This is a genomic window from Streptomyces sp. NPDC013157 (assembly GCF_042899865.1).
Lineage (GTDB): Bacteria > Actinomycetota > Actinomycetes > Streptomycetales > Streptomycetaceae > Streptomyces.
Window position 1 is genome coordinate 263,139 of sequence record NZ_JBIBAK010000014.1, and the last position, 17,609, is coordinate 280,747.

The 17,609-nt window shown below is 72.0% G+C and carries 17 protein-coding genes; 9 read left to right on the plus strand and 8 right to left on the minus strand.

The annotated features are described in order from the left end of the window. Positions 1 to 241 precede the first annotated feature (241 nt). Complete coding sequence (locus tag ACFY6U_RS35485; RefSeq protein WP_390044859.1) at positions 242 to 694, minus strand: GNAT family N-acetyltransferase; 453 nt, start codon at positions 692 to 694, stop codon at positions 242 to 244. 184 nt (positions 695 to 878) lie between these two features. Between ACFY6U_RS35485 and ACFY6U_RS35490 the strand changes: the two genes are divergently transcribed. The 4 genes from ACFY6U_RS35490 to ACFY6U_RS35505 all read left to right on the plus strand — a co-directional run bounded on the left by ACFY6U_RS35490 (position 879) and on the right by ACFY6U_RS35505 (position 5,338). Then, positions 879 to 1,529, plus strand: coding sequence for an NADPH-dependent F420 reductase (locus ACFY6U_RS35490; protein WP_390044861.1), 651 nt, complete (start codon positions 879 to 881; stop codon positions 1,527 to 1,529). A gap of 159 nt (positions 1,530 to 1,688) precedes the next feature. Continuing rightward, positions 1,689 to 2,675, plus strand: a complete 987-nt coding sequence (locus ACFY6U_RS35495; RefSeq protein WP_390044863.1) for an MHYT domain-containing protein — start codon at positions 1,689 to 1,691, stop codon at positions 2,673 to 2,675. Between the two features lie 59 nt (positions 2,676 to 2,734). Beyond that, positions 2,735 to 4,237, plus strand: a complete 1,503-nt coding sequence (locus ACFY6U_RS35500; RefSeq protein ID WP_390044865.1) for a metallophosphoesterase family protein — start codon at positions 2,735 to 2,737, stop codon at positions 4,235 to 4,237. Between the two features lie 66 nt (positions 4,238 to 4,303). Continuing rightward, a complete protein-coding gene (locus ACFY6U_RS35505) occupies positions 4,304 to 5,338 on the plus strand; it encodes an LLM class flavin-dependent oxidoreductase (RefSeq protein ID WP_390044867.1) in 1,035 nt (344 codons plus the stop codon). Between the two features lies 1 nt (position 5,339). Here ACFY6U_RS35505 and ACFY6U_RS35510 read toward each other — a convergent pair whose 3' ends face one another. After that, positions 5,340 to 6,299 carry a TauD/TfdA dioxygenase family protein gene (locus ACFY6U_RS35510; RefSeq protein WP_390044869.1) on the minus strand — a complete coding sequence of 320 codons (960 nt, stop codon included), beginning with the start codon at positions 6,297 to 6,299 and terminating at the stop codon, positions 5,340 to 5,342. 221 nt (positions 6,300 to 6,520) lie between these two features. Between ACFY6U_RS35510 and ACFY6U_RS35515 the strand changes: the two genes are divergently transcribed. Next, complete coding sequence (locus tag ACFY6U_RS35515; RefSeq protein WP_390044871.1) at positions 6,521 to 7,807, plus strand: hypothetical protein; 1,287 nt, start codon at positions 6,521 to 6,523, stop codon at positions 7,805 to 7,807. Here ACFY6U_RS35515 and ACFY6U_RS35520 read toward each other — a convergent pair. Together ACFY6U_RS35520 and ACFY6U_RS35525 are read right to left on the minus strand one after the other, a co-directional pair. Further along, a complete protein-coding gene (locus ACFY6U_RS35520; RefSeq protein WP_390044873.1) occupies positions 7,791 to 9,590 on the minus strand; it encodes an asparagine synthase-related protein in 1,800 nt (599 codons plus the stop codon). The two genes, ACFY6U_RS35515 and ACFY6U_RS35520, sit on opposite strands and share 17 nt — an antisense overlap. A gap of 1 nt (position 9,591) precedes the next feature. After that, positions 9,592 to 10,215, minus strand: coding sequence for a lasso peptide biosynthesis B2 protein (locus tag ACFY6U_RS35525; protein WP_390044875.1), 624 nt, complete (start codon positions 10,213 to 10,215; stop codon positions 9,592 to 9,594). 339 nt (positions 10,216 to 10,554) lie between these two features. Here ACFY6U_RS35525 and ACFY6U_RS35530 point away from each other — a divergent pair, with 339 nt between their 5' ends. The 4 genes from ACFY6U_RS35530 (at position 10,555) to ACFY6U_RS35545 (ending at position 13,669) form a co-directional block, all read left to right on the plus strand. Further along, a complete protein-coding gene (locus ACFY6U_RS35530) occupies positions 10,555 to 11,535 on the plus strand; it encodes an aminoglycoside phosphotransferase family protein (RefSeq protein WP_390044877.1) in 981 nt (326 codons plus the stop codon). 78 nt (positions 11,536 to 11,613) lie between these two features. Then, a complete protein-coding gene (locus tag ACFY6U_RS35535; RefSeq protein WP_390044879.1) occupies positions 11,614 to 12,444 on the plus strand; it encodes an aldo/keto reductase in 831 nt (276 codons plus the stop codon). Positions 12,445 to 12,492: 48 nt separating this feature from the next. Beyond that, positions 12,493 to 13,101, plus strand: coding sequence for a DNA polymerase ligase N-terminal domain-containing protein (locus ACFY6U_RS35540; RefSeq protein WP_390044881.1), 609 nt, complete (start codon positions 12,493 to 12,495; stop codon positions 13,099 to 13,101). A 133-nt stretch (positions 13,102 to 13,234) separates the two neighbouring features. Then, a complete protein-coding gene (locus ACFY6U_RS35545) occupies positions 13,235 to 13,669 on the plus strand; it encodes a cupin domain-containing protein (protein WP_390044883.1) in 435 nt (144 codons plus the stop codon). Positions 13,670 to 13,711: 42 nt separating this feature from the next. On the opposite strand, the gene ACFY6U_RS35550 is transcribed toward ACFY6U_RS35545, so the two are convergent. From ACFY6U_RS35550 to ACFY6U_RS35565, 4 genes are all read right to left on the minus strand, one after another. Next, positions 13,712 to 16,042 (minus strand): SpoIIE family protein phosphatase, encoded by a 2,331-nt coding sequence (locus ACFY6U_RS35550; protein ID WP_390044885.1) that lies wholly within the window; start codon positions 16,040 to 16,042, stop codon positions 13,712 to 13,714. A 57-nt stretch (positions 16,043 to 16,099) separates the two neighbouring features. Further along, positions 16,100 to 16,567, minus strand: a complete 468-nt coding sequence (locus ACFY6U_RS35555) for a peroxiredoxin (RefSeq protein ID WP_390044887.1) — start codon at positions 16,565 to 16,567, stop codon at positions 16,100 to 16,102. Next, a complete protein-coding gene (locus ACFY6U_RS35560) occupies positions 16,568 to 16,945 on the minus strand; it encodes a DoxX family protein (protein WP_390044889.1) in 378 nt (125 codons plus the stop codon). A 97-nt stretch (positions 16,946 to 17,042) separates the two neighbouring features. Continuing rightward, positions 17,043 to 17,579: a MarR family winged helix-turn-helix transcriptional regulator gene (locus ACFY6U_RS35565; RefSeq protein WP_390044891.1), complete on the minus strand. Its 537-nt coding sequence runs from the start codon at positions 17,577 to 17,579 to the stop codon at positions 17,043 to 17,045. Positions 17,580 to 17,609 lie beyond the last annotated feature (30 nt).

Genomic DNA, 17,609 nt, shown 5'->3' on the forward strand with positions numbered 1-17,609 from the left:
GCCGCCGGGTCGCGGCCGGTGACAGACCGGGCAGACGGGGATGTGCTGTCCGGGACGAGCTGAGCTGTGCGGGAACCGGGATCCGGGGACCGGGGGTGCGTGGTCCGTGATCCGTGCACACGCGAGGGAGAGAGAGCGTGTGCTGAGCGAGGATTCCAGATTTGACCCGCACATGTCAGCCATGTAGAGGTCGTTCGAGGGTTTTCCCTATGCACGGTGAGGAGTCGAGCGGGAACGTCGCTCACGGGGACGGCGGGCGCACCATGAACACGTCCACCGGCTCCTCTGTCTCGACCAGGAACCCGTGCCGTTCGTACAGCCGCCGGGCCGCGCTGCCCCGCAGCACGTTCAGCCGGACGGTGACGCCGTCGCGGTCGCACCGCCCCAGCAGCTCGCGCAGCACGGCCGAGCCGATGCCACCGCCCTGCGCATGCGGGGCCAGATAGAAGTGTTCCAGCCAGTGGGCGTCCCCGGTCGGCCGCAGTGCCACGCAGCCGGCGAAGGCGCAGCCCGCCTCGATCACCCAGGTGTGGTCCGCGTCGTACCCGTCCCGCAGCCGCTGCCGGACCCGCCGTTCGTCGTACCGCCCGAGCCGCTCCAGATCGTCCCGGAGCACGACGGCCCGCAGTTCGGCCACCGCCTCGACGTCCGCGTCCGACGCCGGCCGCATCCTCCAGTCCGCCGCACTCGCCATGATCGCCACGCTATCCACCGCGGCCGGCCACCCGGAGAGCGGGGCCGGGTACCCGGTGCGGGCATCGCGTTCCAGCCCGAGCCGTGCCAGGCTGACCGTTTTATCCTTATTCAGGGGATATGCGACAACCGCGCGCCCCCGGACCGACCGTCGGCAGCTCCCACCCCACGGAAGGGGCTCACGCATGCGTGTCTTCATCGTCGGCACTGGCAACATGGCGGGCGGTATCGCCACCCGGGCCCTGGCGGGCGGGCACACGGTCCGGCTGGTCGGCACGGATCCGGCCAAGGCCGCGACGCTCGCCGACGCACTGGTCGAGCGGACGCCGGGGGCGGACGTGGCGCCCGCCGTGCCGGACGCGGTGGGGTCGGCGGACGTGGTGGTGCTGGCCGTGCCGTTCGACGCCGCCAAGGAGGTCGTGACCGAGTACGGGGACCGGCTCACCGGGAAGACCGTCGTCGACATCTCCAACCCGGTGGACTTCTCGACCTTCGACGCGCTCACGGTGCCCCCGGACAGCTCCGGCGCCCAGCAGCTGGCGGAGGCCGCCGCCCCGGGCACGCATCTGGTGAAGGCCTTCAACACCACGTTCGCGGGCGCGCTGGTCGCGGGCGAGGTCGGCGGGCTGCCGCTGGACGTGTTCATCGCCGGAGACGACGCGGCGGCCCGCGACCAGGTGGCGGAACTGGTCTCCTCCGGCGGGCTCAACCCGGTGGTCGTCGGCGGACTGCGGCACGCCCGGGAGCTGGAGGGCATCCAGCTGCTGCACATGGCCCTGCAGACGCGGCCCGACGGGCACGGCTGGATGAGCGCGATCAAGATCGTCGCACCCTGAGGCCTCCCCCGCTGTGCCCTGCCTGGAGACCGCCCTTGCGGCAGCTGTGTCGATCCCTGGTTCCCGAGAGGCGGCCGAAGTCCCGGTGAACGCCCCTCCGTACGCCCCGGCGCGTAGTACCTTCCCGCACAACAGCCGTGGCTCTGGGGGGAGTTGCACATGCACGGGACGACGGACGGTTTCCACTACGGCGCGGTGACTCCGGTCGCGGCCTACCTGATGGCCTGTCTGGGCGGGGCGCTGGGGCTTCGCTGCATCGTCAGGTCGCTGTACCACCACGGGGAGTCGTGGCGGCCCGGCTGGCTCGCCCTCGGGGCGGCCTCGATCGGCTGCGGCATCTGGACGATGCACTTCATCGCGATGATCGGCTTCCATGTCCGGGAGACCACGATCCGCTACGACGTGGGCCTGACCCTGCTCAGTCTGGCGGTGGCGATCCTGGTCGTCGGTATCGGCGTCTTCGCGGTCGGCTACCGGGGCGCGACCTCGGGGACCCTCTGGACGGCAGGCGTCATCACCGGTCTCGGCGTGGCCGCCATGCACTACCTGGGCATGGCCGCACTCCGCCTTGACGGAACGATTCACTACGACCGGGTGACGGTCGGCCTCTCCGTGCTGATCGCGATCGCGGCGGCGACGGCCGCGCTGTGGGCGGCCGTGTCGGTGCGGGGCTTCACCGCGAGTCTCGGCGCCAGCCTGGTGATGGGCCTCGCGGTGTCCGGCATGCACTACACCGCCATGGCGGCGGTGAGCGTCGACGTGCACCCGGCATCCGCCACCTCCTGGTCGAGCGCGTCACCGACCTCGCTGCTGCTGCCCATGCTGCTCGGCCCGATCGTGTTCCTGCTGCTGGCCGGGGTGGTGGTGATGTTCGACCCGCTGCTCGTTCTCGGCGAAGGGGACTGGAACCGGCAGGCGGCTCCCGAGAACGATCCGCCGAAAGCACCGGCGGGAGCGGCACGCGCACGCCCAACGGGCCGGCACGGCGCGCCCCCGCCCCTGAACCACGGTGGCCGCTCACCGCGCCCGGCACGGGCCGGCGCGGGCCGGCACGGCACGGCGACGCACACCGCTCCGTCCGGCAAGGACCGGTACGGCACCCCGGGGCGCCCGAACGGCACCCCCTCGAACCCCTGTGAATGGTGACCGGGTCCCGCCCGAACCCCCGTCCCGAAGCCACCCGTTGATCGTTGTACCGTTCCCGGGTGTCTGACTCCTCACGCAAGACCGCAGAAGGCGCCGGCTGGGGCGAGGCCGAGCGCGGCAGCTACCGCCAACTGATGCCGGACCATGTCGAGAAGCTGTTCTGGTTCAACCCGAGGACCATGTGGGCCGCCCGCAACGGGGTACTGGCGTCCTGGTTCGGCGACCCGACGGGCCGTACCCGCAGTCGTTGGGTGGCGCAGCAGACGGCTGCCGGGGCGCCCGTCGACAAGGTGATCCGGCGTCATGAGGCGGACCGCTTCTCGTTCATGGTGATCGGCGACACCGGCGAGGGCGACGACTCCCAGTACGCCGTCGTGCCGGGGTTCCTGAAGGCGAGTCAGGACACCGACTTCGCGGTGATCGCGAGCGACGTGATCTATCCGGTCGGCACCACCGACGACTACGGCACCAAGTTCTTCCGTCCCTACCGGGACTATCCGGCGCCGATCTACGCGATACCCGGCAACCACGACTGGTACGAGGACCTCGGCGCGTTCATGCGCGTCTTCTGCGACGACGCCCCGGCGCTCCCGGCCGAACCGAGGCCGCGCCCGCTCACCCGCGCCTGGTGGCGCGCCCTGCTGTGGCACCGCCCGCGTCCGGCGGACGAGCAACTCCTCACGGGAGCCCGGAAGTTGCGGCCGAGGCCGGAGCAGGCGGCCGTGCAGCCGGGGCCGTACTGGGCCATCGACGCCGGGCCGGTCCGGATCGTCGGCATCGACACCGGCCTGCTCGGCACCATCGACGCCGAACAGGGCGCCTGGCTGCGGGAGGTGTCCCGGGGACCGCGTCCGAAGATCCTCGTCACCGGTTCCCCGCTGTACGTGGACGGCGAGCACCACCCCTGCGCCATCGAGGGCGGCGGCACGGTCGACGACATCGTCCGCGACCCGGCCCACCACTATGTGGCGGCGATCGGCGGTGACATCCACAACTACCAGCGCTACCCCGTGGACGTGGACGGCCGCACCATCCAGTACGTGGTCGCCGGCGGCGGCGGCGCCTTCATGCACGCCACCCACACCATCCCCCCGGTGTCGATCGCGAACGTCACCGAGGACGACTTCCGCTGCTACCCGCTGCGCGGCGACTCCCTCGCCTTCTACAGCCGGCTGTACGGCCGGCGGCTGCGGCTCCGCCGCCTGTTCACCCTCACCGAGGCGGAGGCGACGGCCGTGATCGCCGAGCGCCTCGGCATCAGACCCGGCCGCACGCCCGCCCCGGACACCCGGGTCACCCGGCGCACGCGCCTGGTCGCGACCCTGCTGGGCGCCGGCAGCCGCCCGGACCGCGGCCCGCGCTTCCGGCTGCCCGTGAAGAAGATCTACACCCAGCTGTTCTCCCCCGGCTCGGCCACCTACACCCCGCCCTTCTTCAAGTGCTTCCTGCGCCTCGACGTCGGCCCCGAGGCGGTGCGGCTGCGCTGCTTCGCCGCCACCGGGAACCGCCCGCAGGAGCTGGACCCGCCGGTCGAGGACGAGATCACCATCCCGCTGCGCTGATCACACTCCCGCAATGTTCGGGTGCCACAATCGGGGCAGAACTGACGTACGACCGCTGGAGGACCCGTGCCGTCCACCCCCCGCCCCCTGCGCAGACTGGGCTTCCTCACCATCGGCCTGTTCGACGGCGCGGATCCGGGGCGGGGGCACGAGTCCACGCTGGAGATCATCGAGCTGGGCGAGCGGCTGGGCTTCGACAGCGCGTGGGTGCGCCACCGGCACCTCCAGTACGGCATATCGTCGCCGGTCGCGGTGCTCGCGGCGGCCTCGCAGCGCACCAGGCGGATCGAGCTCGGCACCGCGGTGATCCCGCTGGGCTGGGAGAACCCGCTGCGGCTGGCCGAGGACCTGGCGACCGTCGACCTCCTGTCCGGCGGCCGCCTCAACCCCGGTGTGAGCGTGGGCCCGCCCATGCACTACGAGCAGGTCAAGGAGGCCCTCTACCCGGACACCGCCGACGTCGAGGACTTCAGCTACGAGCGGGTGCGGCGACTCCTGGACTTCGTCCGGGGCAAGCCGGCCACCGACTTCAGCGGGGTGGAGGGCTTCGAGGTGTTCTCCGACGTCGTCCAGCCGCACTCCCCCGGCCTCGGACGGCGGCTCTGGTACGGCGGCGGCAGCCTCGGCTCGGCACGCTGGGCGGGCGAGCACGGCATGAACTTCCTGACCAGCAGCGTCGTACGGGCCGGGGACCCGGCGGACGCGTACGACTTCGCCGAGATCCAGCTCTCGCACATCCGCGAGTTCCGCGCCCATCACCCGGACGGCGAGGCCGCCCGGGTCTCCCAGGGCCTGGTCGTCATCCCCACCGACTCCGCCACGCCGGAGCAGCGCGCCAAGTACGAGGCGTACGCGGCCAAGCGACTGCCGCGCACCACGGCCCCGCAGGGTCCTGGGCGGCTGCTCTTCGCGCCGGACGTCGTCGGCACCTCGGCGGAGATCGTCGAGCGGTTGCACGCGCACGCCGCCTTCCGCGAGGTCGACGAGGTGGCCTTCGCCCTGCCGTTCACCTTCGAGCACGAGGACTACGTCCAGATCCTCACCGACATGGCGACCCACCTGGGCCCGGCGCTCGGCTGGCGCCCGACGGCCACCGCCTGAGTCACCAGCGGCGCACCTCCGTGCCGGTCACCGGCTCCGACGGCTTGCCGTCCACGCCGACCGGCACCTCGCCGTGCAGCATCACCCGGTGCATGACGCGGGGGAAGCCAAGGTGAGAGTTGTCGCTCGGCGCGAGGTGGATGGTGGCCCTGTTGTCCCAGAAGGCGACGCTGCCGGGCTCCCAGCGGAAGCGGACCGTGTACTCGGGCCGTACGGCCTGTTCGAGCAGCATCTCCAGGAGTGCGGCGCTCTCCGGGCGGGAGACGTCGGCGATCTGCTCGACGTAGTAGCCGTTGACGTACAGCACCCGCTCGCCGGTCTCCGGATGGACGCGCACCAGCGGATGCACCGAGGCCACCTGGTGGTCAAGGAGGTGGCGCAGGTAGGAGTCGTCGCCGGGGCGGGGCTGGTAGCCGACGCCGAGGCGATGCTCGGCGCGCAGGCCGTCGACGAAGGCGCGCACGGGCGCGGAGAGCCCGGCGTAGGCGGCGGCCAGGTTGGCCCAGGTGGTGTCGCCGCCGTAGGGCGGGACGGTCTCGGCGCGCAGGATGGTCGCGGCGGGCGGGTCGATACGTGCCCCGTGGTCGCAGTGCCAGCCGCGCAGCAGGGTGTGCCGGCGCCGCTGGAGCCACTCCTCGTGCTCCATCCCGAAGCGTCCGCCCAGCTCCAGCCGGTCGGCGGTGGTCTCCACCTCGGGGTGGCCGGCCGGTGAGGCGCTGCCGCGCCGCCCGAGCACGACCGGTTCGCCGAAGCGGCGGGCGAAGGCGACGTGCCCGGCGTGGTCGAGCCGCTGGTCCCGGAAGAAGACGACCTTCCAGCGCAGCACGGCCTCCCGGATCGCCGCGACCACGGCGTCGTCGAGGTCCTGGGCGAGGTCGACCCCGGTGATCTCGGCGCCGATGTGCCCGGCGACGGGGTTCACCCCGACCGCCTGGATTCGCGTGCTGTTCTCCGTCGTCATGCGTGCTCCGATGGTCGTCGGTACCGGCCACTGGAGAAGTACCCCGGCGCGGGACGCGGTGATGCACCGGGTACTCCTGCATCCGGAGGCACGCGGATGGCGAGCGGGCGGATCGTCACGGACGATGATCACGAACTTCCTGGTGGCAGGCGTCTCGGTCTGCTGTGGTCCGCGAAGGAGGCATCCGTGAAACCCGTTGCCACAGGTCGGCAGGTGGCCGCGTGAACCTTCGCAAGAACGCGCGGGACTCCTCGCGTGAGCGGGCGCAGCGGGCTCTGGCCCACAACGGACGCTCACGCGTGTGCCTCGTGCCGGTCCTGCTGGTCCTCCTGCTGACGGCCGCTGCGCTGGGCTATTTCGGTGTCGGGGACCTGACCAGTGCCTTCACCTTTCCCGGTCGCCTCACCGGCGCGGTGCTCATCGCGGTCGCCTTCGCCTCGTTCCTGGGCGCCGCGGCGCTCGTGGACCACTGGCTGTTCCGGACCTTCGCCAACTCCGGCATGGTGGCCCTGGTCGGCGCGTTCGCCGCCGTCGTGGCCAATGTGACGCTCTTCCTCGAACTGCTGTGCAACGCCGATTCGGTCCTCTGGAAGGCGTTCTTCGGCGCCCTCGCGTCGGGTTCGGCGTGGGCCGTCTTCGCCGTGTGGCGGACATTGGCCGTGATTCCCGCTCCGAAGCGGGTGGCCACGGCGTTGATCGTCACCACGGCCATCGCGGCAGGAAATTTCGGCTACCAGAGTCTCTACCTGCCGTCCCAGCACGAGATCAGGCCGGTCATCAGGCTGACCACGGGGGCTCCGGTACTGAGTCCCGATCGAAAGGCATTTTCCGTGCCGGTCGACATCACCCTCGAAAACCACAGCGACCTGGGTTTCGACGTGCTCGGCACCGAATTCCACGCCATGGGGCAAGAGGTGCCGCTGGCCCGGCAGGACCGGCTTCGCGAACAATGGCGAGCCACTGCCGAACAGTGGAGGAAATTCGAGGAGACGAATCCGCTGTCGCGCACAGAGATCTACCAGCCCGGCGACCTCGTGGACGCCCAGCCGTGGATGCCCTACGGAGGCTCTATCGACGCGAACGACACCGTCAACGCCAAAGTCGTCGTACAGCTGCCCATGGACACGAAGTACGACCAGATGGCTTTCTACGCCAGCGCACACCTCACGCGCAAGGACCGGGTGGCCCTCGACCACCTCAATCCCGCAGCGGGCTTCACAAGTTGGGGCGGCGGCCATGTACCCGGATGGGTCAAGAAGAGTACTGATTCCCTCATCTATGAAAGCCCGCTCCACGAGAACAACGCGATCGACGCGAGAACGAGGGACACCCGTCACATCACCGTCTACTGGAATTTCGGCATGCACGGCGTCAACATCACGGAATCCATCAGTTCAAGAAATGGCAAGGACGAGCCCGAGCCCGTGACACATAACCGGTATGGCATCCGCATCGCCGAAACAGGACCGGTGGAACTCACCCTGTGGGGCATCAAGAGCAAACGGTGACCGGCACATCCGTCCCAGGTTCCGCAGAGCGCCCTTCCCCCAGCCTCTCCAGCCACATCACGAGCGCGAGCGAGCAGTTCACGCGGTCCCAGGCGTACGAGTCGCCCATCCCCCACTGCGCCTCCCGCACGGCCCGGCACAGCGTGTCGACGTCGAACATCTCCCCGACGAGGGGATGCCGTGCGGAGCGGCAGAGGTCGACGAGTTCGTCGCCGTGGGCCCGCAGGCCGCGGACGTAGAGGTCGTTGAAGGGGATCTTGGCCGTTCGGCCGTGTATCCGGGGCGGGAGCAGGTCCGCCATGGCCTCGCGGAGAACCGCCTTCGAACGGCCCGCTCGGGTCGTGGCTTCGGCGGGGAGGCGCCGCATCGTCGCGATCACCTCAGGGTCGAGGAAGGGGTGTGAGAGGAAGAACCCGTTCTGCTGTGCGTGGCGCCAGGACAACGGGTCCGGCGCGGCGAGGTAGTTGGCCGCGTCGTAGAGCGATTGCTCCGGCCGGCTCCCGAACACGAAGCGGCTCTCGGCGATGCTGGCCGCCCGGTAGCCGTGAGCCCGCGCGAATCCGGGTCGCAGCCAGGGCGGGCGGGTGAAGGGGCCGAGTCCCCCGAGTACGGTTCCGCGATGAACGAGCCTCGCGCACCGTTCGGCCGCGAGCGGAAGGGCCGGCCGCACCACGTGGGTGCCGACGATCTCACGGACACCCCGTTCATTGACCGCGGCCAGGGCTCGTGCCTGCCGGGTCAGCTCCCGGAGTCTGCCGGAGCGGGCAAGCCGGTGCAGGTGCAGCAGGTTGGTGTCGACGACCGGATCGGCTCCGCAACCGGTCAGCAGGATGTCACAGCCCAGTTCCGCCGCTGTGCCGTGCAGCCGTTTCCAGAACGGGGCGCGGAAGGCGTGCGCGTGGGGTTCGTCCGAGTCGCCCGCGTGGTGCTCGAAGTCGTCGAAGTCGGCCACGTCGTCGGCCTCGACGATCACCGGACGGGCCGCTGGTGCAAGCCGGCGGACCGCGTCCACGGCTTCCGTGAGATACGGCCGCTCCCCGGCCAGTTCTCCCCCGTCGAAGCGCCCGGCGAGCAGGACCAGGTCGGCGTCGGGGTCCTGGCCCTCGGCGAGCAGGCGCGCCGCGAGCAAGGCGACGCTGGTGGAGTCGGTGCCGCCGGAGACGTGGCATGCGGTCGTCCTGCCGAGGCGGCGCCCGACAGCCTGCTCCAGGGCTCGGCGCAGATCCTGCCCGGCCCCACCGGGACGGAGCACGGGGGGCGGTGCCGCCGGACAGCCGGCCCGACGGCCGCGCAGCCGCCCGGTGGCCGAGAGCTCGACCACCTCGCCGCCGAGGACACGGTGCACCCCGGCGAACGGGGTCAGCCGCGTATGCGGTTGGGCCATGTTCCCGGTCAGGTGGCGGCAGAAGTAACGGGGTTCCAAGTCCGTGGTGCGGCCCAGGCCGCGCGCCGCGGTGCTCACGGCGTTCACGCGGCCCCCGGTCTCTCTGAAGAACAGCGGGATGCGGGCCTGCGCGTCCCGCATCAGCAACACGCGGTCCCGGTACACGAGGACAGCCGCGAAGTCACCGGTCGGCAGCGGCGGTTCGGCTCCGGGACGGTCGAAGGCGTCGAGGAGCGCGCGAGCACCTGCCAGGCGGTCCTGGACCGAGCCGACCCAGCCGACGACCGCCGCGGTGCCGGCCGGTGCGGTGACCGTCGTCACCAGTCCCTGTCGCACCATGGCGTCGGCGGTCCGGAGGGTCGCCGCATCCCCGTGCCAGTCGAGTCGGAGCGCTTCCATCTCACTGGCTTCCGCAGCCGATCGAGAGGACCGGCGTGAAGGCATGCCCCCGCGGATCGGCATCCGGGATGCACAGTCCGGCCGCGGCTGTCCAGGCGTGCAGGGCGAACGGGTGCTCACGGACGCCGACCTGCAGTGTGGCCTCGAAGCCGCGCCGTCGCAGCAGGACGAACGCCGTCACGGCCTCGGCCTTGCAGTCGTCGTCGACGAACCAGCTGCCACGGCTGTGCGACTGGACCGCTCGTTTCAGCCTGGCCACGTCCTGTGCGGGAGGGACGTCCGAACGGGCGTATCCGGGCGCGGCCAAGGGCAGCAGCCGAAGGACCCGTCCGAAGCCCAGCGTGCGGATCAGCAGGTACACGCCGCGCAGCCAGATCCCGATCTCGCCGTCGGTATAGGCCTTCCGGCGCGCCGGCGCGCATCCGGCGCGGACGAGGCCGGTGACGAGTTCGGCGCGTTTCTCGGCGTTGCCGTCGGCGAACGTCTGCACGTCGGCCGTCGTCATGCCGAGAAAGCGCGTCCGTCTCCAGTCGGCGATCAGGGCCCCGCCGGACAGCCTGGTGACACGGCAGTGCGGTGAAAGGATGCGCGTCATGGCCACGAGGGCATCGGTGTCCTGTTCCACCGCGCCTCCTCCCGTGTCACAGGTGCGGGTGCGGGTGCGTCAGGACTGGTATCCGTGACCGTCGTAGTCGCCGCCGCTGAACCCCCGGATCAGACGGCCGTTCCCGAGAAGGACAAGCCCGTGCGGCATACGGCGCCGCAGGAATCGGATCAACATCGCCTACCTCCAGAGCCAGGTGGCAACGATCATGTCCAGGCTACTCCGCCCCCGGCGCCTCGCAACCGTGGAGCCCGCCGACGCCCGAGTCGTGCGCGTGACGGCGCCGCGCGGGACAAAAGGCGTTGCGGAAGCAGTCGGCAACGCCATGATCGAAGTACACCCATACCGAAGGAGCCGCCCATGCACGACAGCGCCGACTTCATCGCCGAGGCCTATGAACTCGGCCCGGGGCCCTGGACGTTGACTCCCGTGGCCCGTGGCGCGCTCGGGCAGATCTGGAGGCTCACCGGCCCGGACGGCCCCGCCTGGGCGGCGAAGCAACTCCTGTTCGACTGCGACGAGGAGGACGCGGCACGGGAGGCCGCCTTACGGCTCGCCGGCGAGCGCCTGGGCATCTCCGCGCCCCGCCTGTTCGCCAACCGCCACGGCGCCCGTCTCACGCGGGTCCCGACCGCCGAGGGGGTGACCCGTGTGAAGCTGTACGACTGGATCGAGGGCACCCGGGCGGACGTCGCCGACCCGGCGCTCCTGGACTGGTTCGGCCGGACCATGGGCCTGCTCCACCGAGCGGGCGCGGGCGCGACGGAGGCACCGAACGAGTGGTACGAGCGGTGTCCCCGGGACTGCGACTGGAAGGACCTGCACGGGAAGGTGACCGAGGCCGGTCTGCCCTGGGAGGACGCGCTCGGCCGGTTCATCAGTACCTCGGCGGTGGAGCTGGCCCGCTGGGTGAGCCCGTCCGACGCGGCCGACCGGGTGATCTCCCATCTGGATCTGCAACCCCAGAACGTCCTGGTCGGCCCGGCCGGCCCGGTCCTGCTCGACTGGGACAACGCCGGACCCACGTCCGCGGAACGGGAGCTGGCACAGGCCCTGTTCGTCTGGTCGGGCGGCAACCACGGGGACCCGGTGGCCGCCCGGCGCCTGGTCCACGCCTACCGGCAGGCGGGTGGCCCCGCCACCGTCCGGGGCCCGGAGTCGTTCTCCATGCTCTTCGCGACCGCGCTGAACTACATCCGGGTCCAGGCCGAGGCCGCCGTCGATGCCGAACTGACGGCCGCGCAGCGCGCGTTCGCGAACGGCGAGGTCGTGGCCCGGCTGGCCGACGTGCCGGACCTCGCGGCCGTGTTCCGACTGGTCGCGGCCGTCACGGACGAGTAGCCGTGCCCGGTCCGCTTGATCACCGCGCACCCCATCGGTGAGGGTGGGCGAAGGACACAGTCGGCGGAAGGTCCCATCGTGACAAGCATTCCGGCGTACACGCTCAACGACGGTACGACGATCCCCGCCGTCGGCCTCGGCACCTGGCCGATGGACGACACGCAGGCCGAGCAGGCCGTTCGCCACGGCCTGGAGCTGGGTTACCGGCTTGTGGACACGGCGGTGAACTACCGCAACGAGTCCGGGGTCGGCCGGGGTGTCGCGAGCAGCGGCGTGCCCCGTGAGGAGGTGGTGGTGACGACGAAGCTGCCGGGCCGCCACCACGGCTACGAGGAGACCCTCGCCTCCTTCGAGGAGTCCCGGCAGCGGCTGGGCCTGGAGTACGTGGACCTGTATCTGATCCACTGGCCCAACCCGCGGGTCGGCAAGTACGTCGACTCGTGGCGGGCGATGATCAAGCTGCGCAAGGAGGGGCTCGTGCGCTCGATCGGCGCCTCCAACTTCACCGAGGAGCACCTCACCCGGCTGGAGAAGGAGACCGGGGTGCTGCCCTCGGTGAACCAGGTGGAGCTGCACCCGCTGTTCCCGCAGGACGGGCTGCGGGCCTTCCACGCGGAGAAGGGCATCGTCACCGAGAGCTGGAGCCCGCTCGGCCGGGACGTCCGGCTCCTCGACGACCCGGCGGTCGTCGCCGTCGCGGAGGCGCACGGGGTGACGCCCGCCCAGGCGGTGCTGCGCTGGCACGTCCAGCTCGGTGCCCTGCCCATCCCGAAGTCGGCGGACCCCGGGCGGCAGCGGGCCAACCTGGACCTGTTCGGTTTCGAACTGGACGCCGCCCAGATGGCGGCGGTCTCCGAGCGGTCCCGCCGGCGGCTCGGCGGCGACCCGGACAGCCACGAGGAGTTCTGAGCCGCCCGCCTGGGTACTCGGGACGCGCGTCCGAGGGAAGGAGCCGTGGTGGGTGGCGACGACGACCGGTTGCGTACGTACCGTGACAAGCGTGACTTCGAGCGGACCAGGGAGCCGTCGGGAGAGGCGACGGGGGCCGGTGACCGGCTCCGGTTCGTGGTGCAGATCCATGACGCGCGCCGGATGCACTTCGACTTCCGGCTGCAGGTCGGCGACGTCCTGAGGTCCTGGTCGGTCCCGAAGGGCCCGTCCGCCGACCCCGGTGACAAGCGGCTGGCCGTGCCCACCGAGGACCATCCGCTGGAGTACGAGGACTTCGAGGGCGTGATCCCGAAGGGCGAGTACGGCGGTGGCACCGTGATCGTCTGGGACCACGGCTGGTACGAGCCGCTCGGTCACGACCGCAGGGGGCGCCCGGTCGGCTTCGGGGAGTCGCTGGAGCGCGGGCACGCCACCTTCCGGCTGCACGGCTCCAAGCTGCACGGCGAGTACGTCCTGACCCGGTTCCGGGGCCGGGACGGCGAGGACGCCTGGCTGCTGGTGAAGAAGGGGGCCGGTCGCTCGGACGGCCACGGCACGCCCGACCCCCGGCGGGCCCGTTCGGTGCGCTCCGGGCGCACCCTCGCCCAGGTCGCGGCGGACGCCGGCGAGGCGTGACGGGCGCTGTCCGGCCGCGTGAGCGGCAACCCCTCCTGCGCGTACGCGGATTGAGCCGTTCCTGCCCCGGCCGGCCGGGCGGGGGCCTATGTTCACGAAGGTACTCCACCTTCGGTCCAGGAGGCCCCCACACATGCGTACCGCGCTCCGTACCGCCATGGCCGGGGCGGTCGCCGCCGGCACTCTGCTGACCTGCGGCACCGCCCATGCCACCCCCGCCGGACCCGGCGTGACCGGCAGGGTGATCAGCCAGACCACCGTCGGCGACACCGACTACGTGCTGCGGGAGATCACCGTCCCGCCCGGCCAGACCACCGGCTGGCACTACCACGACGGCCCGGTCTACGGGTACGTCCAGAAGGGCACGCTGAGCCACTTCCACTCCGACTGCAAGGAGGACGGCGTCTACCGGCGGGGCGGCGCGGTGTACGAGTCGGGCGGGCCGGACGACGTGCACCTGGGCGCCAACCTCGGCGACACCGACCTGGTCCTGGACGTGCTGTACATTCTGCCGCACGGTTCGCCGTACTCGGAGTCGGTGCCGAACCCGGGCTGCGACTTCGAGTAGCGCCGAGCATCGTGTCGCTGCCGGGGGGAGCCGCAACGGGCCTCAGGGCAGCGGCTGTTCGGCCCAGATCGTCTTGCCGCTGCCCGTCTGCCGGCTTCCCCAGCGCTGGGTGAGCTGGGCGACCAGGAGCAGGCCGCGGCCGCCCTCGTCGAAGGCGTGCGCCCGGCGCAGGTGCGGTGAGGTCGAACTGCCGTCGGAGACCTCGCAGATGAGCGCGCGGTCGCGGATCAGCCGCAGCTGGATGGGCGGTTCGCCGTAGCGGATGGCGTTGGTGACGAGTTCGCTGACGACGAGTTCGGTGACGAACGCGGCCTCGTCCAGGCCCCAGTGGGTGAGCTGCTCGGTGGCCGCCTGCCGGAAGTGCGCCACCGCGGCGGGGTCGGGCGGCACGTCCCAGGTGGCGACCCGGTCGGCGCCAAGGGCGCGGGTCCGGGCCAGCAGCAGGGCGACGTCGTCGGACGGCTCTTCCGGCATGACGGCCTTGAGGACGTTGTCGGTGAGGTCCTCCAGGGAGTCGGCGGGTGCGCTCAGGGCGCGGCACATCTCCTCGGTGGCGCGGTCCACGTCCCGGTCGCGGTCCTCGAGCAGACCGTCCGTGTAGAGGGCGACGACGGCTCCCTCGGGCAGTTCGAGCTCCGTCGCCTCGAAGGGCAGACCGCCGACGCCGAGCGGCGGGCCCGCGGTCATCGGGATCAGCTCGGCCTGGCCGCCCGGCAGGACGACCGCGGGCGCCAGGTGCCCGGCGGCGGCGAGGCTGAGCCGCCGCGAGACGGGGTCGTAGACGGCGTACAGGCAGGTGGCGCCGAGTTCGGCGACCTCCTCGCCGGACCCGTCCGCGGCCAGGTGGGTGACCAGGTCGTCCAGGTGGGTGAGGAGTTCGTCGGGGGGCAGGTCCACGTCCGCGAGGGTGCGTACGGCGGTGCGCAGGCGGCCCATCGTGGCGGAGGAGCGGATGCCGTGGCCGACGACGTCACCGACGACCAGGCCGACGCGACTGCCGGAGAGCGGGATCACGTCGAACCAGTCGCCGCCGATGCCGGCCAGCGATCCGCAGGGCAGGTAGCGGTGGGCGACCTCGACGGCGGCCTGGGGCAGGCCGCGGGGCAACAGGCTGTGCTGGAGGGCGAGGGCGGTGGCGCGCTCACGCGCGAAGCGGCGGGCGTTGTCGATGCAGACGGCGGCGCGGCTGGCCAGTTCCTCGGCGAAGAGGGTGTCGTCGACGACGTAGGCGTCGGGGTGGCGCATGCGCACGCCCACGACGGCTCCGAGCAGGACGCCCCGGGCCTGCAGGGGTACGGCGATCATGGAGTGGACGCCCGCGCGGTAGGGGCGGCCCTCGGGCGCGCGGGCGTTGCGCTCGTCGACCCAGCGGCGGAACTCGGACTCGCCCGCCTGGCTGACCACGGCCCGCCGCTCCCGCAGCGCCCGCGCCGGCGGTGAGGCCGCCGGGTGCACCTCGGCGTCGCCCAGCCGTACGGCGGCCTCGGGGGTGCCCTCGGTCACGGAGCCGTGGGCGACGCGGCGCAGCGAGATGTCGCCCTCCGGCACGGTGGGCGGTTCCTCGGCGCCGAGGACCCAGTCGAGGAGGTCGACGCTGGCGAAGTCGGCGTACCGGGGGACGAGGAGTTCGACGAGTTCCTCGGCGGTGCGCACCACGTCCAGGGTGGTGCCGATGGAGGTGGCCGCCTCGTTGAGGAGTGCGAGCCGGAGCCGGGCCAGGTACTGCTCGGTGCTGTCGAAGGCGGCGAGGGCGACGGCGATGAGCTCGCCGGCGGGGTCGCGCAGCGGCCACATCTCGATGCTCCAGGCGTGTTCCCGGTTCAGGGAGGGGGCGCCGGTGAAGCTCTCGTAGCGGACGGGCCGGCCGGTCTCGACGACCTGCCGCAGATGGCGCACGAAGCCCTCGCCGTGCGGGGCCTCCTCGACGGTGTCCAGGAAGAAGCGGCCGAGCAGGGCCGCCTCGGGGACGCCCATGACGTGGCAGGCGACGTCGTTGGAGCGGAGGTGGCGCTGGCGTACGTCGAAGACCGACATGGACATCGAGGCCTGCTGGAAGGCCTGGTCGGCGAGGGTGGGGGCGGCCGGAAAGGGCGGGTCGGCGGTGAGCACGTAGCCGGTGGTCGCGCCGTCGGAGCCGAGGACGGGGCAGGCGGTCAGGGCGAGCTCCGTGCGGCGTCCGTCGGCGCGGCGCAGGGCGACGGTCCCGGAGCGGGCGGCCAGCGCCTCGGCGGGCACCTGCTCGGCGAGGAGGGCGGTGGCGGGCCTGCCCACGACCTCCTCCGCCCGGTGACCGGTGAGCGCCCGCGCGCCCTCGCTCCACCCCGTCACCCGGCCGAGGGCATCGATGATCGCCGTGGCAGCGACACGCTCCATACGCCCCAGGATGAGACCTGTGCCCCGGGGCATCAAGCGCGGTCCCGGGCCGTCCGCTCAGGCCTGGTGGGCACGCAGGGCGGCCAGCGCCCGGTCGGCGTGGGCGTTCATGCGCAGCTCGCTGCGGACGACCTCCAGGACGGTACGGTCCTGGGCGATCACGAAGGTGGCCCGCTTGGTCGGGGCGAGTGAGAAGCCCCGCTTCACGCCGAACAGCTCCCGGACGGTGCCGTCCACGTCGGAGAGCAGCGGCATGCCGAGCGTGTGCTTCCCGGAGAACTCCTGCTGGCGCTCCACGCTGTCCCCGCTGATCCCGACGGGCCGGGCGCCGGCGGCCGCGAACTCGGCGGCGAGGTCCCGGAAGTGGCAGGCCTCGGCGGTGCAGCCGGCCGACAGGGCGGCGGGATAGAAGAAGAGCACGACCGGCCCGTCGGCCAGCAGTTCCGTGAGGGTCCGCGTCGTACCGGTCTCGTCCGGCAGCGCGAAGTCCTCGGCCTTGCTTCCCACCTCGACAGGTGCCGCCATCTATCGGCCCTCCTCGTTGCGTGCGACCCCGCGCGCCCACAGCACCAGGGGGATCTGGAGCGGCAGGCGAACGAGGGCCGCGGTCCTGTGCGGCTCGGGCCGCTTCTGCCAGTCGACGGCCATCTGCACGTTGGCCGGGAACACACCCACGAAGAAGGCGGCGGCCGCCCGGGCCGCCGCCTTGCGGGTCCGCGGCAGGGCGATCCCCGCCGCCAGCGCCAGCTCCACGGCCCCGCTGCCGTACGTCCAGGCGCGCGGGGACCCCGGCAGCGCCTTCGGGATCGTCGCGTCGAACTGCTTCGGCACCGCGAAGTGGGCGACCCCGGCGCTGGCGAGCAGTCCCGCGAGCAGCAGGGGTGAACGTTCGGACCGGGCCACGAAGCCTCCTCTGACGACCTGCAGCCGGATATTACCGGGCGGTACCGGCCCACTCCGCGCCGGGTGGGCCGTCCGCTCGTCCGCGCCTGCCGCCGCCTCACACGGCCCGGGACGCCGGCGGCGCCGTCTCGGCGCTCTCCTGGCCGGGCTCGTCCTCGACCGCGTAGGCCAGGAAGTCGTCGACCATGCGGTGGAAGAGCACGGCCAGTTGCCGCAGTTCCTCCGGCTCCCAGTCGCCGAGGGCCAGCTGCATGCCCCGTGCCCCGGCGTCCCGGACCCGGTCGACGGCGGCCCGGCCGGCGTCGGTGAGCTCGATCCGCTGGGCGCGGCGGTCGTCGGGGTCGGGGACGCGGGTGACGTGGCCCGACCGCTGGAGCTGCTGCACCGTCCGCGTCACGTGGGACGCCTCGACCCCGAGCCGTTGCGCCAGCTCCCCCGGGCGCAGCGGTTCGGAGTCGGCGACCTGGCGCAGCAGGGCCACCGCGGCGCGGTCCAGCGGCACCCCGGCCAGGGCCATCAGCCGCTCGTGCTGGCGGGCCCGGGTGCTCAGGTAGGTGATGCGCGTCAGGGCGCGCTCGATCTCCACGACCTCCGGGGTGGCGGCGGGGACGTCTGGCAGCGGTTCTGTGGGCATACCGGCCAGTTTACCATATCGTTGCGTAAC

Excerpts from the sequence above, each read along its gene's own strand:
- ACFY6U_RS35485 (WP_390044859.1), bottom strand. The coding sequence starts at position 694 with ATGGCGAGTGCGGCGGACTGGAGGATGCGGCCGGCGTCGGACGCGGAC.
- ACFY6U_RS35490 (WP_390044861.1), top strand. The coding sequence starts at position 879 with ATGCGTGTCTTCATCGTCGGCACTGGCAACATGGCGGGCGGTATCGCC.
- ACFY6U_RS35495 (WP_390044863.1), top strand. The coding sequence starts at position 1,689 with ATGCACGGGACGACGGACGGTTTCCACTACGGCGCGGTGACTCCGGTC.
- ACFY6U_RS35510 (WP_390044869.1), bottom strand. The coding sequence starts at position 6,299 with ATGACGACGGAGAACAGCACGCGAATCCAGGCGGTCGGGGTGAACCCC.
- ACFY6U_RS35520 (WP_390044873.1), bottom strand. The coding sequence starts at position 9,590 with ATGGAAGCGCTCCGACTCGACTGGCACGGGGATGCGGCGACCCTCCGG.
- ACFY6U_RS35530 (WP_390044877.1), top strand. The coding sequence starts at position 10,555 with ATGCACGACAGCGCCGACTTCATCGCCGAGGCCTATGAACTCGGCCCG.
- ACFY6U_RS35545 (WP_390044883.1), top strand. The coding sequence starts at position 13,235 with ATGCGTACCGCGCTCCGTACCGCCATGGCCGGGGCGGTCGCCGCCGGC.
- ACFY6U_RS35550 (WP_390044885.1), bottom strand. The coding sequence starts at position 16,042 with ATGGAGCGTGTCGCTGCCACGGCGATCATCGATGCCCTCGGCCGGGTG.
- ACFY6U_RS35555 (WP_390044887.1), bottom strand. The coding sequence starts at position 16,567 with ATGGCGGCACCTGTCGAGGTGGGAAGCAAGGCCGAGGACTTCGCGCTG.
- ACFY6U_RS35565 (WP_390044891.1), bottom strand. The coding sequence starts at position 17,579 with ATGCCCACAGAACCGCTGCCAGACGTCCCCGCCGCCACCCCGGAGGTC.